This is a genomic window from Paenibacillus sp. BIHB 4019 (genome assembly GCF_002741035.1).
Classification (GTDB): Bacteria; Bacillota; Bacilli; order Paenibacillales; family Paenibacillaceae; genus Pristimantibacillus.
In genome coordinates, this window is record NZ_CP016808.1 from 1,578,176 (window position 1) to 1,593,355 (window position 15,180).

The 15,180-nt window shown below is 54.6% G+C and carries 8 protein-coding genes; all 8 read right to left on the reverse strand.

Features of this window, described 5'->3' with window-relative positions:
* Positions 1-81: 81 nt before the first annotated feature.
* The 8 genes from BBD42_RS06630 to BBD42_RS06665 all read right to left on the reverse strand — a co-directional run bounded on the left by BBD42_RS06630 (position 82) and on the right by BBD42_RS06665 (position 15,178).
* A complete protein-coding gene (locus BBD42_RS06630) occupies positions 82-1,674 on the reverse strand; it encodes an SMP-30/gluconolactonase/LRE family protein (protein ID WP_099517529.1) in 1,593 nt (530 codons plus the stop codon).
* Positions 1,675-1,699: 25 nt separating this feature from the next.
* Entirely contained in the window at positions 1,700-4,057 is a 2,358-nt protein-coding gene (locus BBD42_RS06635; RefSeq protein ID WP_099517530.1) for a FecR family protein, read from the reverse strand.
* A complete protein-coding gene (locus tag BBD42_RS06640; protein WP_099517531.1) occupies positions 4,054-5,811 on the reverse strand; it encodes a CHASE2 domain-containing protein in 1,758 nt (585 codons plus the stop codon). The genes BBD42_RS06635 and BBD42_RS06640 overlap by 4 nt, the downstream gene beginning before the upstream one ends.
* Before the next feature lie 246 nt (positions 5,812-6,057).
* Entirely contained in the window at positions 6,058-9,219 is a 3,162-nt protein-coding gene (locus BBD42_RS06645; protein ID WP_099517532.1) for a GAP1-N2 domain-containing protein, read from the reverse strand.
* Positions 9,219-10,478 carry a TRAFAC clade GTPase domain-containing protein gene (locus BBD42_RS06650; protein WP_099517533.1) on the reverse strand — a complete coding sequence of 420 codons (1,260 nt, stop codon included), beginning with the start codon at positions 10,476-10,478 and terminating at the stop codon, positions 9,219-9,221. Before BBD42_RS06650 ends, BBD42_RS06645 begins: the two co-directional genes overlap by 1 nt.
* A 22-nt stretch (positions 10,479-10,500) precedes the next feature.
* Entirely contained in the window at positions 10,501-11,142 is a 642-nt protein-coding gene (locus BBD42_RS06655; protein ID WP_099517534.1) for a beta-mannanase, read from the reverse strand.
* Between the two features lie 223 nt (positions 11,143-11,365).
* Complete coding sequence (locus BBD42_RS06660; protein WP_099517535.1) at positions 11,366-12,652, reverse strand: vWA domain-containing protein; 1,287 nt, start codon at positions 12,650-12,652, stop codon at positions 11,366-11,368.
* A 51-nt stretch (positions 12,653-12,703) separates the two neighbouring features.
* The gene (locus tag BBD42_RS06665; protein ID WP_099517536.1) at positions 12,704-15,178 is read right to left on the reverse strand and encodes a transcription initiation factor TFIID; all 2,475 of its coding nucleotides are present in this window, start codon (positions 15,176-15,178) and stop codon (positions 12,704-12,706) included.
* Positions 15,179-15,180 lie beyond the last annotated feature (2 nt).

Genomic DNA, 15,180 nt, shown 5'->3' on the forward strand with positions numbered 1-15,180 from the left:
GAGTGTTCCCTCCAAAAGTAGCTTCACATTTCTTATAATCATATCATACGATGCTTAACTTCCCAAATAAAAACCGTCCGATTATTGCCCGCTATCTAGGACAGCAGCACGGTATTCGGCATCATAGGCGGCAAGGAATGGCGTTAAGCTCTCCAAGTGGCTGGCCTCAATATAAAGCACGCCTTTCGTTATCGCCACTTTCCCCTCGGAATCCGGCTTAAGGCTCAGCGACCAATCGCCTTTATGCAGCTCAGCGGTTTTCGTTGCAGCATGCCAGTCCAGCCTAGCACCCCATGCTGAAAAGACGCTTCGAACCGGAATATACACCTTTTTCCCACTCGTGTAAGGCGCAGGGCCGCTCGTCAGCTGCTTGCCATCCAGCCATAGCTGCACCGCTGCTCCCGCAGGCTTCAAATCAACGCCAGAGAGTAGATCCTCGGCATTACGAACAGGCTGCAATTGAGCCGGATTAACCGTCAGCGCCTTCACATTGCCATTCGGGGGATCGGAAATATACAGCTTTCCTGAGCGATAAAAGAGCCCTGTGGGCTGATTGAATTGGGCCTGATCCGCTGGACCGATAAGGTCACCGGCAGCACTTTTTCCAGCCAGCGTTGCAACTCGGCCATTCGCCGTCACGGCGCGAATCCGGTGATTGAGGCTGTCCGCTACGAACAGAACGCCACCCTCATAAGCAAGCCCCCGCGGCCGGTTGAAGCGCGCATCGACAGCAGCCCCATTTTGATAGCCTCCCGTGCGATAGCCGGTTAAAGGATCGACTGCCGTCTTTTGGCCTGCAAGCGTCGCAACCTCTCCTTTATCTATTACCCTAATTACATGATTTCCACTATCCGCGATAAAAAGACGTCCGGCTTCGTCAAAAGCAAGCCCAGCAGGCTCGTTAAAACGCGCCTTGGCTGCTTCCCCGTCTACGTAACCACCCGTCTCTCCTGACGGTGCTTGCCCAGCAAATGTCGATACCGTGCCCTCCGGCGTAATCCGCCGAATAACATGATTAAGCGTATCGGCCACATAAACGTTGCCCTCGGCATCAACCACAATACCTGTAGGCGAGTTTAAACGCGCCGTGCCCTGCTCGCCATCTGCATAGCCAGCTTCGCCGTTGCCCGCCAGCGTCGTCAGCTTGCCGCCCGCAAATTTGCGAATAACATGATTGTCTGTATCGCTAATGTACACATTACCTTTTGCATCCGTGGCAGCAAAAGAAGGCGTGCGGAACGCAGCGTTTGCCGCTTCCCCATCCGCATACCCCGCTGCTCCGCCGCCGGCGGCAGCACTGAGCTTGCCCGCAGCGCCGTTCCAGCGGCTGATGTTATTGCTGCCCGCACTCACTACGAGCAGCTCGCCCCCGCTCGCTGCTGTCACTCCCCATGGCTGCTTCAAGCCTTGCAGCTCATAGGTTACAGCCGCAGCGGCTGTCGTTGAGGTTGCCGTGTCCGCAGCAGCCGCTGCGGAAATGCTGACTTCGGCGGCTGCTCCCAACACTGCCGAAGTTAAACCGCTGACTGCTGCGGCTGGCCATTTCACTGCCGTTGCAGCTGCTCCTGCTTGCCCACCGGCTGCTGCCTCAGCGGCCGCAGCTGCTCCTCCTTGCGGCAGCAGCGATGTGAACAGCAGCGCGCTGAAGGCTAGCAGCATTCCTTTTTTGTTCATTGTATTTTCTCTCCCTATAAGTCCATTATAATGGGTTCGGCAAAATCAAAATTTCAATGAGGGCTGAGCTGACTTCCTGCCCATTTTGCATAATTAGGACTTCAACAAAATAACTTCCTGCATCCAAACGGTTATAAAAAGCTTCTGTTAGTGTAATCGTAGGGCCTCTGCCCGGCTCCTGCGCCATCGTATAATTCGCTGCATCCACGATTTTCGATCCAATCTCCGAGCCACTATATAAGCGGACCTCCCCTAAGTCATCACCCAACGTATTAAAGCGAATAACTGGGGGCTGAGGCATACTGCTGCCTCTGACATGCTTCACGTATCCCGGGCTGTAAGATACGGCAAATAAAGTGCCCTCAGGCGTTTGAAGCCTATCCGGCTGAGCTTTATCCTTTTCTGGATTTTTCAAGCTGTTTCCGGCAATCGTTATTAAAATCCCTGTGCCTCGCGGGACACCTTCAGCCAAATGGATAGACAGCTCCGAGCCCGATATTTCGACATATTCAAGCGGCAGCTTCCTGCTTAATTCGCCTTGCTCGTCATAAATCCAGAACTCTACTTGCTGTGCGAGTCCTTGATCAGGAAAAGCTTGCTCATTATAAATAATCTCTGTCGTGAAGGGCAAAACAAACGTATGGTCATCTTTAATATAAAGGTCTCGATCGCTATTGAAGGCCTCCTCGTCAAAATAAGGCAGGTCGCGCGAGTCCTCCACCGTTATATTCATGGTCAGATCAGCAACTTCTGTGCCGTCCAAATCCAGCTTGACCGACAACGTATAAGGCGCTGCTGCTGCATCCAAAGTTTCTAGCCACCTAGGTTCAAACGTGAAGGTGAAATGATTTTCCCCTCCCATTTGCGTGTAATACGCCACCTCGGAATCAAAAGCTACCGGGCCTTCTTCGTTCTCCAAAGTCATCGTCAAATTGGCATTGCTATAGCCAAGATGATAGACGAGAATATCGTCCATTACAGGCGTTATAATCAAGTTTTGTACATATCGCAAGTCCGTTTGGCTAAGTGCTGGTTTAAAATCAATATCATTGCCATCCCGGCCAAGTTCGGTAAAGTCCGCCTGTACTTCGTCCGTTTGAGCGTTTTTCAAATAATCGCCGCGTACAGATATATACAGTCTGGAATTGAGCGGAAGCTCATTAGCTAGTTTTATAACCAAATTTTTGCCGTCTAGCGTTGCGCTCTCTACTTCCCAGAAAAATTCCGGATTATTAATCGCAAAAATAACGCCGTCCATAAGCGTCCGATCCGGTTCTTCCTCCTGCTCATTGAAGGCAAGCAGCATCGTGAACGGAACGACGATTGTCGTGCTATTTATGAAATAAGGATATGGATTGCCGTAAAAAGCAGCCGTATCCGCCTCTGGCGCCCCTTCATACACGACTGGCGTCGGCGTTGGCGGCACTGTTTCTATCGGCGTTTCTGTTGGTACTGGTGTTGGCGTTGCCTCCGGTGTTGCGGTAGCAGCAGGCGTTGGCGTGGCTTCTGGTGTTGGCGTCACGGCAGGTGTCGGCGTTGGCGTGCTTCCGCCAGAACCAGAACCGCTGCTTCCTCCACTGCTCGCTGGCATGCTAGAAGCGGGCTGAACATATACGATAGTCGGCTTGTTGAAAGGCTTCCCTTCCGCCTCTGCCGCCTTATCCTGCTCCGCTTGCTTTTGCTTCACCAGCTCGCTTATTTGCTGCTTAAGCGCCGCATTCGCTTCCGTGCCGGCCGCTTGCTCCAGCTCCTCCAGCAGCTTCTCCAGCGCGACGAGCGGCAGATCGCCCAGCACCAGCGTTCCTTTCGAGCCTTCGCCTGCTTGATTCAGCTTGATTTGCTCATTTGCCAAAAGAGCCGCGATTCGTTCGCCAGCCTCTCCGGTGACGCTTACGACACCTTCGAGAACGCCGACATAGCTGATATCCTGTTCATATGAAACAGCGAATTTAGTGCCCATAACGCCCATTGTCGCTGTTGGCGTCTCGATTTCGAAGCGGGAATCGCCAGTGAGCTTCTTTTTCACCTGAATAACGACTGAACCATTCTGGAGCGTCAGCTTCGTCTTGCCGCCAAGCGCGCTGGCGCTTTTGACCAGCTGGCTGATCAGCAGCGTCGTGTTCGCTCCAATCGTCACTTCCTTGTCGCTGTCGAGGTCCATGCTGACTTTGCCGTTGCTTCCTGTCTTAATCGTATCTCCCTGCGTAATCGCCATGCCCTTGAACGCACTGAAGCTTTTTGTGCCGCCGCCCTTCTTCACCTCGGCTTTACCCGAAACAGACGTCAGCTTGCCGACTTTATCGGTATCCTTCGCCCATGCAGCTGTAGGCAGCGCCGCATAGCACACGACTAATAACACAAGCAGCCATTTGAAGCTTCTCATTTTAATCCCTCCAATTCATAAATGTGAATGCCCTGCTCCTTGCCCTTGACCTTTATTTCTCCAAGCGATTCCGCCAAAATGCGATCCTTGACCGCCTCATGCGTCGACTCGCTAAGCACAATTTGCCCCGGCTTTGCATGGCTCTCCAGCCTGGCAGCCGTATTGACCGTATCGCCAATTGCCGTGTAGTCCATCCGCGTTTTGGAGCCGATGTTGCCGAAAACCGCAGGTCCCGTATGGATGCCGATTCCGAATTTCACGCCAAAGCCGAAGCGCTCGGTGAGCTTCTTCTCAAGCTGCACTGAGCCCTGCTTCATCGCCCATGCGGCGCGGACCGCTTTCATCGGATGATCATCCAGCAGCAGCGGCGCATTGAAGATCGCCATCGTCGCATCGCCAATAAACTTGTCCAGCGTCCCCTCCTGCTGAAAGATGCAGCTGGCGGTCAAATCCAAATACTCATTCAAAATTTCGACGATCTCCTCCGGCTCCGCCTTCTCCGACAGCGGCGTAAAGCCGCGAATATCGACGAACAGCACCGTCAGGACGCGCCTGCTTCCGCCGAGCTTCAAGCCGTCCTCGCCATTTTTCAAAATCTGGCTGACGACCTGCGGCGCCACATACCGGCCAAAAATATCCGTCACCCGCCGCCGCTCCACCAGCTCGCTTACATAGTTGAAAATGACGACCGCCAGACAGCTGGCTGCCAGCAGCGGCACCACATAACCAAGCGACAGCAAAATGCCTTGCCCATATAAATAACGTCCGCCCGCGATAAATACGGCGATAAGCACCGCAACCGACAGGAAAGACAGCAGCATATTGAGCTTGCGGAACAAATAATAAGCCAGCACTGCGGCAGCGAGCAGCACGAGCGCATTCCATTTCCAATCCAGCTCCCGCTTGAAATTCTGCTCCATGAGCTGCTCAAGGATATTGGCATGAATTTCAACGCCGTTCATCGCCTGCTTATCGTTCATTGGCGTCAAATAATCATCGTTAAACCCGACAGCGTAAGGGCCAATCAAGACGATTTTATTCGTAAAATAGTCCGCCGGAACGTCGCCGCCCAGCACGGCCGAATAAGAAATCGTCTCATACTGATCGGGACCGCCCGTATAAGCGATAGGGAAACGCTGAAAGCCGTCGAGCGGCAGCTTCGACGCATCTGCCTCCTTGCCTAAACGCTGCATGTACAGCTTGTAAATTTCCCATGAAAAACTGTCTATTTGCTGGCCGTCTTTATTAAAAGCATACAGCGCCTTGCGAACGACCCGATCTGAATCGGTAATCGTGTTAATATGACCAGTCGCTGCCGCAGCCTCCTTCAAGCCTTCAAACGGCTCGGAAAGCGCCTCCGCTTCAATCGCGCCTAAGCGCGCAGAGTCGGGGAAGGTACCGTAGACAGGCAGAACGACATTGCCTGCTCTCGCAACCGCATCGACAAACTCGCTGTCCGGCTCCTCATCCGAGCTCGTCGCAAAGGTTACATCAAATGCAATGACCGCCGGCTTGCCCTCGCTTAGCGTGTCCACCAGCTGCGCATGCGCACTGCGGCTCCACGGCCAGGTGCCCAAATCCTCCAAGCTTTGATCGTCGACAGCTACGATGACGATTTGTGTATCAATCGGGCTTTCCCGCTGCATCACATGGTCCTGGAAATAAAATTCCGCCTGTGAAAACGTCCCCCGATATAGACACAGCAAAGCTAGCGCCGTCAGGACAGCCATAACATGCTTAAGCTTGATTTTCAATTGTGTTTCCCCTCTCAAAGCTGGCCGGTTGACTGACTATGCGAGCAAGGGCAGCCGCCTGTATCTCTGTCTATTCTATCGTTTTAAATCTCTTGTTTTTATGTAAAATTATCCTGTCTTTCATTATAATTCAGAATTCGCCGCTTGGGCATGATCTGGCGCAAACTTTAGGAAAAAAATTGCTCTTGGCTGCATATGAAGCAGCCCTCTGCCAATAAAACCGACAGAGGGCTGCTTCTTGTGTACTTAATTCGTTGTATTCGGTGAAGCCGTCGGATCGCTAGGGCTTGTCTCTGCATCCGTTGAGCCGGCATCAGCTAAAGGCTCAGTCAGTGTATATTCAGCAGCACCAACCTTTACCTTGCTCGCTGCAAGCAGCTCCACATCCTCGCCTAAATCAATAACGACGCGGTTTGGATAATCGCTCGGGTTGGGCTCGCTAGTTGCTGCTCCATCGGGGCTTGCACTGCTTCCACCGCCGGCGGCTGCATTGTCGCTGGCGCCAGCACTTGCATCCGGCGATGGCGATGCGTCGCCCGGACTTGCAGATGCCGCATCTACCGTCCCAGCGGCTGCATTTTCTACATTGCCCGTATTGCCTGCCGCTGCATCGCTGGTTGCTTCAGAAGTCGGCGCTGCGCTATCGCCTGGGCTCGCGGAAGCATCGCTTTCATCCGTACCTGCTCCCGGAGTTGCCGCAGGAGCCGCCGTGCAGCTAGGAATGAACGTGAGGCCGCTGTATTCCTTGGTTTCTCTATCTGCTGCGACAACAGCCACCGTCTCTGGTGAAAAAGCGCTGCATAGCGCAGCATCCGTAAAGCGGAACACGAGTGTCGTCGTTTGCTTGCCGTCCACACCTTCCTGCTTCGCCGCATACACGAGTGTATCCGGAATGGCCACTCCTGGAGTGGTCAAGCCTTGACCATCGGTCGCTTCTGGAAGATTGGCCCCTTCCTCAGGCTTATCCCCGCCACCAAGCGCAAGCAAGCCGCCAATGCCCACCATTAGAATGGCGAAGGCAATGATTATGGAGAAGAGGAACGGTTTGCGATTTTGCCGAAACAGCTTCGCCAGAGGCGAAGACAGATCCCCTCTCACCTGCTTGTAGACAGCTTGCAGCCTTGGGCCCGCCTTGGAAAAATACTGATTCCGATTCGCGCGGCTCTTGAAAGCATCGCGATCATGCTGCCGGAAATAATTCGTAATGGCGGTTGCATACGCAGGCACGAAGCCTCGCGGCCGCATAAAATCCTCATGGCGCTCCGACCAAGCGAAAAATTGATAAACGAGCTCTTTTTCCCCCGCGCTCTTGCGCAGCGTATCCAGCAGCCCTGCATAATCAATCGTCTCCATGTCCGAGCTGCGATAGAAGGCCAGCACGAGCTGCTCGAACCGCTCGGCTTTCATTTCCGAATCGACCGTTAGCATCCAGCGCCGTCCAAGCTGCTGGACGCGGTCGATTTCGACCGGCGACAGCTTTGCGAACAGGCTTGCCTTCGGCAGCGGTTTGAAGAACCAATCGTAAGCCGCCTTAATAATAAGCGCGGTCGACTTCTGCCTAGGATCGGTCAATTGAGCGTTCCACTGCTCTAGCCGATCCGCCTTCTCCAGAAAGCTGCCTTTGAGCAGCTCACGCTGCGACAGCCGATCCAAGTCAAGCTCCGTCAGCAGCGTCCGGTAAGCGACAAGCTCCAGCTCAAACAGCCGGACGCCGATTCCCGCCGTCAAATGGTTCGTCTTCACACGGCCCTCGTCGCTGTCGAAAGCGGAAGAGCTCAGCTTGTCCAACTGCTCATGCACTTGCTGGAACACTTGTACAGGCTGCGCCTCATCCATCAGCTTATCCTTAAGCTGCTGCCTGAAGAGCTTGTGAACGACATCATTATCGAGAATAGCCGGGAATTCTTTGCCCCATTTACCCATGAAAATAATAATATCCTTCGCCGATCTTGTATCCCGCAGCTTGCCGTCCAGAAACGGGAGCAGCAGCCGTTCGAGCAGTGCTCCGTTCGCCAGCATTTTGCTGACAAAGTCCTTCAGCAGCAGCGGCTCGGCCTCCAAGGCTCCATAATAGGCAGCCATCGCTTCCGCTTGGCCCTGCTGCTGTGCAGCGAGCAAGGAGCGAATGAAGAAATCGACGATTTTGCCGCCATTATATTTGCTGTCAATGTGGTAATAATCCTTAAAGCTCTCCGCAATGAATGGCTCAGGCACCCGGCCGTCACGCACCGCATCAAACTCATAATCGAAGCGGGACAAAAATAAATCATTCATCCGCATACGCTGCGTAAGCGCTCCAGCTGGCTGCAAATACTCCAGCATCCCGCGCAGCACGGCACTTTTGTGCATTTCATACAGCTCGTCGCTGCCTTCCTCGACTTGGAACATAACGCTTAGCTCATGGTAAGAACCGAGCGCCAGAAGCCGCTCCTGTCCCATTCCGTGCAGCATTTCCTCAGCAAACTGATAGAAACGCTCGGCACGGTCCGGCTCGTCCATAACGCTCCAAGCAAAATCCAAATAAGGGTGCTCTCCCTTTTCCAGATCGACATTCAGGAAACGATCATTAACAAAATCAAAGGTGTAGTCCTTGTCCGTATTGCGGTCGCCCGCCCGCAGGCTTCCCTTCTCAACGAAGGTGAGATGAATCCCTTTGCGGCTTTGCGGTTCTTTGGAAAACGTCATGAAGCCCAGCTGTTTGCGGAATGCATAAGGCAAGCTCGCATACAGCACCGCCAGCAGCGTCTTCGCTTGCTCCGGCAGCTGCCGGACAGGCACATTCAGCGCCACATATACCTTCTTCCGTCCGCCAACGGCTGCCATAACGGCAAACAGCAGCTGCTTGAAGCGCTGCTCGCTAATGTTCAGCGCAGCGAGCGCCGCCCGCTGATTGGCAAAGCCCGCAAGTCCGGCAGCAGAGCTAGCGGCTCCAGCCTCGCGAGGCGTCCATGCGCCGCCCGCTGCTTGCGGCAATTCCGCCAAATCGGGCAGCTCCATGCCCTGCTCAATATCGTAGCTGTCCACGAAAGCAGCGCCGAGGAAAGCTTTATAGCTATCTGGATCAGCATCCGCAATCGCGGCAGGAATGACGTAGTTGTGCGTGAAGAAGGCGCTGCGCAGCCCCGTAAAGTCAACGGCTTGATAGATGCTGCGGCCGACAACCGCCTCGCCGCTCTCCAGCCGCAGCACATACGCTGTTTCCGGATAAGCGGCGCCATCCTTCTCGCCGCTTGCGGCCAGCTCAGCTGGAGCGTCATAGACGCAAAGCGGATGCAGCTGCTTTTTTACAAACTGCTGATCCAGCCCTTCGGACTTGGCTACCGTGTCATAACCTTCCGTCGCCCGAAAAATACCGCGGCGCTCCCGCGTATACAATTGCTGGCCAATGGTAGAGGTAGAATGCTTCACTATTCTCTTCTCCCCTCTATATAACCCAGCTTATACAGCAGCCATATAAATGGCTCATCAACGCGGATCGGGCTGACGACCGTCTCCATCTTCTGATTGACCGGATTGCTGCCGAGCGCCGATACCGCATAATAGGCTGTATCCTTAAAGTAAACGTCCATCGTCCCTTTAAACGGGCGGTCAACCTTCTCGATAAAGCGCCGCATTTCGCCATCAATGTTCTCAAACTCGGTTAAATTGAAATAATTGCGATGCACCATATTGTGAAAAATGTTGCTGTTCGACTTAATATATTCGCCTTCCTCATCCTTGAGCGCGTGCAGCATGTCGCTCTTCGTCAAGACGACGGCGGTTGGAATATCCGTCTTGCTATTATCCTGATACGCGATAAAATCCTTGAACATCGTCAGCACGACGTCCCTTGGCTCATCATATTGCGGAGCCCACTCGCCCGGCTTGTCGCCGTGGTTAATGCGCAGCTTCTCGCGGATAGAGCGGATTTGCAGCGGATCGACCATGAACAAAATGCCGGAGGAGTTTTTAATGTGCTGCCCATGCAGCCCCAAATAATCCTCCTCGACCATGCCCTCGCCCGCCACATCGAAAAACACCAGCGTCAGCGGCGGCTTGGACTCGTCACGGAAGACGAATTGAAAAATAAACGGCTCCTGCATTTTTTCCTTCTGCGTAGAAGCCAGCAGATCGCCGCGACCAAACAGCGGCTCCTCATAGTTCGTGCGGAACTTGCGGCTGATCTCCGCCGTAAGCGGCATGCACGCCGCGTTAAAATGATCGGCGGTCGTATTTTGCAGCGTATGTATGAGCGCTGTCATATACACCGATTTGCCGACCTGGGAAGCGCCAATAATCGAAATAATATTGCTTGGCACCTTGCCCGACGTCACCGGCAGCTCGTTATGGCATTTCGGACACAGCCTTCTGCGCGTCAGCTCGCCGTAGCGGTCGTTCAAGCCAATTAGCACCTCGCCTGCATACAGATGCTTCTCCTCCGGCACATCCTCGGGATGAATAACCGCCTCAATATCGTGGACAGAATCGAGCCCGAAGCGCTCTCTGTACCGATTCAGCTGCTCGTCCTCGCCCAGCGCATAATCCTCATCGTCCTCGCGGCTGTGCGTGGCACGAAATACGACATCTTCCGGCGCAAACTTGCTGAAGCAAAATGGGCATACAATATCATAAGAGCCTTGAAGCAGCTCTGCTTGCGGTTTTCTTTTTAAAAAGTCAAAAAAGCCCATGCCTTATCTCCCCTTCCTGCTGTCATTCCGGCACCAGTTCGTACAGCTGTGCGAAACGCGGGCCATCGGTGAAAAACACACGGACGAAGTCCTGCTTGCCGACCTCGATTGGCGGAAGCACATTCCGCCCGGAGGCGAAAGCAGCGGCAAATGGATACATCATGCCATCATCCTTGCTCGCTGGATAGCCCCCCGCCTTTTTCACATAACACAATACATCCTTGGCAATTGGCACCTCCGCCGTCACCTGAATGGAAACCGTCTTATAGCGCTGAAAAAATCCGGTCTTCTGCTTGACGGAATAGCGGATTTTCGCTCTGCCGGCGCTCACATCCAGCTCGCTCAGGCCATCGCTTTGCAGCCAGATGACTTTGCCATCCTCCGCTCCCTCTTCATAAATGTAGACGGTGAAGCGGTAGCGCCCGATGCCCTCCAGCCTCACATGATAGCCGTTGTTCGCCTTGTATTCGGCTCTTGTATATAGCTTTAATGATGCCAGCTCCGGCGTTCCTCTGAATGCCGCCTGCTCGGCCTCCGCCTTGCCGATGTAAACCGCCTCGACGCCGCTCGGCCACAGCCATTGCAGCGTGCAGCGGTCGCCATTCAGCGTATGGGATAAGCCGTTGATGCGCGGCGAATCGCCCTCTGCCTCCACAAATCGCATCTGTCAATCGCCCCCTAGCTGACTTCTAAAAGTGTGTTGAAAAAGAAACTATGCTGCATAAAAAGCTTGGCTTCCGATCGCCATTACTAATCCAAGGGTAAATGCTTATGCTTACGATGCTGCTTTCCTTCGGAAAGCTTTAAGCGAACGCTGCCGCTTCTCCAGCACAAGCTTTTTATTCCGCTACGCCTTTTTCTGGCACGCTTTTAAACTTAGCATCCTTCTAAAATCCATGGTTGCGGCTATCCTTTGATTTTCCGTCGCCGCTCGATGCTCCTCGCTCTCTCGGGACTGGAGCCCCGCGGCGCCTGTCGTTCACCGGCCGGCTGTTTTCTCTAATCGGCACGATCAAGGTGAATAAGGAGATCATAATCGCAAGCAGCGCAATCGCCATGAAGCGGGTGAACGAATCACTGAGAAAATGGCCGGACAGCCACGCTTCCAGCACGAGACCTGCCAGCAAGCCGCCAACTGCACCGCCAATGCCAAAGCTGCGCGCCAAATAGCGATTGTCGAAGAACAGCCCGATCGCCACGCCCAGCACACCGCCAATCAGCAGCATCGAGATGACGCGAACGATTTTGTAAAACGTTGCATCGGCCATCGGTCCCGTACGCTCGGTGACGAGCGTGCGATCATCGATCGTATCGTAGATCGTCTGGAATGCCGTTGATACCTCTGTCGCCTTCTGCACATCGTAATAAGCGCCGCCTGTCGACTCGGCAATGTTGCGCAGCAGGTCCGCCCCTCTCGAATCCACGAGGCTGAGGCCGACGGAATTAATCGCAATCTGCTGCTCCTTGTAGAGCGCCAGCTGTGGAGCCACATCGGATTCACTGAAGCCATCCGACAGCAAAATCACCATCGTTCCGCGCTTGCTGTCCGCCTTCGCCTCAATCGTCTTCAACGATTCCTCCAGCGCGGCGCTGAAATTCGTTCCGCCATCCGTAGGCACAAACGAATCAATCGCCGCGTTGATCGCTGCCTTATTGGCAGCCGAGTCTACGCTCGTAAACGGCAGCACCTGCTCTGCCAAATCGCTGAAGCCCACAATCGCGACGCGTTTGTCATTGTCCATCTGGTCAATAAGCTGCTTCGCCGCCACATAACGCTGGTTGTCCGGGTCCGTCTCCGCCATGCTGCCGGAGTTGTCGATGACAAGGACGATATCCTTCACCTGCTTTAAGCCGCCAATATTGAGGCCGTAAAAAAATTGCAGTCCCCAGCCCGCTGCAAAAAGCAGCACAAGCGTCGCCGGCACGAACAGCTTCCATGAAAGCCCTGTGTAGCGCTGGCGCCAGGAGGAGCCGTTCAAATGCGGATTGACCAGCTCTGCCACAAAGCAGCCGAGCCCGATAAATAATGCGAGTACGCCAAAATACAAGCCCATGAGAACCGAACGCGGCATATCGCCCGTCCACTGCGCAAGCATCAGTTCTCCGATGGCGTAGCCGATGAATCCCCCTATTAAGCTAAACAACAATAGTAGCAGGTTTATTTTTCGCTGCATGTGTATAGCATCCTCTCTTACATTCATTCGGCTTATTCCCTGCGCCCCGTTCTAACGCAGCTCCGGCAAGCCCGCCGGGTCCACGCCGTGGAACGCATAGCCGTTCTCTCTATATGTCTCGTAATACACCTTGCCGTTGCGATAATACAGCAGGTCTTCAAGATGGAAGCCGCCCATCAGGTTCAGCTTCTCCACACCGCTGCTGCGCTTCTCGTGAATGCAGCCAAGCTTGTAAATGCGCGACGTTTCGTCGACTCCAAGCGCATACTGCACAAACTCGCTGTCCGCGTCGCCGAACATATATTTTTCCTCGTAGCGGTGCTCATGCGTGTAGTCCAGCAGCCGAACGTTGATCGACGCGTTCTCCTCCAGCGTCCGGTAGAGGCGCTTGAACAAATCCTCTTTCGCCAGCGCCTGGCGGTTCGTATAGTCAATCGTCACATTCGCCCTGCGAAGCAGCTCCTCCTCGAACGTCTGGGCGAATGGCTCCGCCGTCAGCACATGCTTCAAGCATAGCTGGGCGAGCTTATTCACGTAAGCCTCATTGCCCTGCTCCAGCAGCTCCGCCGCCGAACCGAGATAACGCTCATCAAACCAGATGCCCGCTCCCCGCTTATCCTGCACATCCAGCACAATATCTGCCGTTACCCGAGCGTAATATTCAAAAATATTTTGCCCGATGTAATCGTCAGCGGTCTTGATGCTTTGCAGTGCTGTCAGCTTCATGACATCCGCCATATCGGCCATTTGCTTGACGCGCAGGCGATACAGCTCATGAAGCTGCTCCAGCTCATCTGCCAAGCGGCGATACAGGGAAAGCTCCAGCTCCAGCCGGAGCAGCTCCCACTTCTGGCCATACACCAGCTGAAAAAAAGCACGGATAAACGAACGCAAATTTTGCTTATCCATAAAAGGCAGCCGCTGAATGCGGACATCCTCCGCGCGCCCCGACTGCGTGCGCTCCAGCTCCTCGCGCGCCTGCTCCACCGCAATCGCCAGCTCTTTAATACGGCTGCGAACGCCAGCGAGTACACTGCCATCGTCGCCGCTTGGCTCCGTCCAAGCACATAGCTGGTAGAAGCTAATGTCCGCGCGCTCCCGTTCGAACTTGGCAACCGCACGGCGCATTTCCGGCGCCGCGCCAAATTCGGACAGCCGCTGCTGCGCCGTGCGGGCAAAATGATTATGGAAAAAGACAGCTGCCCCATCCCCGAACAGCGCCTCCTCCGCATCGCGCAGCGATAGCGGCTTCAACTGCTCATAACGGACACCAGAGGTCAGCAGTCCCGTCATGTCGGCAAGCTGCTCCTCGCTTGGCAGCAGCTGCGTCAGCATCGCATCGACCGAGGCCGGATCGAGGCCAAAGCAGGCAAGCTTCTCCCGCATGCTGAGCTCAGGCTCCTTCGCCAGCAGCTCGGATAGCTGCATGTGCAGATGGTACAGCACCGTCAGCGCAATCGAATAATTCGGGCGCTTCACCTTGGATAGCCCCGCTGAGACGAAGCCCTGCCTGCCTGACTCCGTACGCAGGCTGTTCTTAAACGTTGAGTTATTGTAGCCGCCGTAGGCAACACCCTCCTGCGCATCCTTGCGCTTGCGGTTTTTGAGCAGCTGTATGTGGCAAATAATATCATAGTTGTCACGAATGCCGTTAACGGCGGTCATGCCCTTCTCATTGCGATCCGACAGCACGTAAACGAGATCGAACAGCGGCGACGGCGGGTGAACGACCGGAATCGCCAGCCCGTCGCCCGTCACCTCAAGCAGCGCCGAAAACGTATAGTCCTGCCGCTGCATCCCTTCCAGCTCGCGCAGAAAGCTCACGCCAATAGCGCTGGCGTGAGCGAAGGTATCCATTTGCTCACGCTCGCTGATTAGCGTATAAAGATCCATCTGCACGGATTTGAACGATTGCTGAAAAATCGCCTGTGCCAGCAGGGAAATATCCGGCACCAGCGCATTCATCGGGTCATCGGCACGCGTGATAACCGCCAAATGCAGCCGATCAAAGGAAGCATACAGCCTGCCATAATCGGCAATTGTATCGCTGACCCCGCGAAGCGCGCGGTTCAGGTCAGCCAAATAGCCGGCATTGCCGCGGAAGGCTTCCCATAGCTCCTTGCGCCCCGCCTTATGGTCGCTGCCATAAGTCGATAAGCCGTCCAGCACGACCTCAGTCACCTTGGCGGCGCTCGCCGCCTGCCGTCCATTTCCGCCTGCATTGCCGCCTGCGTAGCTTCCGGCCGAAGCGCCTGTTGCTCCAGCAGCTGGCGCCTGACCGCCACTTCCGCTGGCTGAGCCGCCGCTCCTTGAAGTGGACGCGGCGTGAAAATAAATCACGCCAGCGCTGTTTTCCCATTTCGCCGCATTCATCTGAATCATCGGCTCAATGGCTTGCCCCGCCTCGTCGCCAATATACAAAAATACGGTCGGATAATGAATGATGCTCTGGTCGTCTCCATGACCGCTGAGCATTTGCTCGGCAGCCGCATAATCAGCTGCATACCGCTCCAGAAGCTCTCTCATAG

What these genes read in the sequence shown, in the direction of transcription:
- BBD42_RS06630 (WP_099517529.1), bottom strand. Translation starts at nt 1,674, where the DNA reads ATGAACAAAAAAGGAATGCTGCTAGCCTTCAGCGCGCTGCTGTTCACA.
- BBD42_RS06635 (WP_099517530.1), bottom strand. Translation starts at nt 4,057, where the DNA reads ATGAGAAGCTTCAAATGGCTGCTTGTGTTATTAGTCGTGTGCTATGCG.
- BBD42_RS06650 (WP_099517533.1), bottom strand. Translation starts at nt 10,478, where the DNA reads ATGGGCTTTTTTGACTTTTTAAAAAGAAAACCGCAAGCAGAGCTGCTT.
- BBD42_RS06655 (WP_099517534.1), bottom strand. Translation starts at nt 11,142, where the DNA reads ATGCGATTTGTGGAGGCAGAGGGCGATTCGCCGCGCATCAACGGCTTA.
- BBD42_RS06660 (WP_099517535.1), bottom strand. Translation starts at nt 12,652, where the DNA reads ATGCAGCGAAAAATAAACCTGCTACTATTGTTGTTTAGCTTAATAGGG.
- BBD42_RS06665 (WP_099517536.1), bottom strand. Translation starts at nt 15,178, where the DNA reads ATGAGAGAGCTTCTGGAGCGGTATGCAGCTGATTATGCGGCTGCCGAG.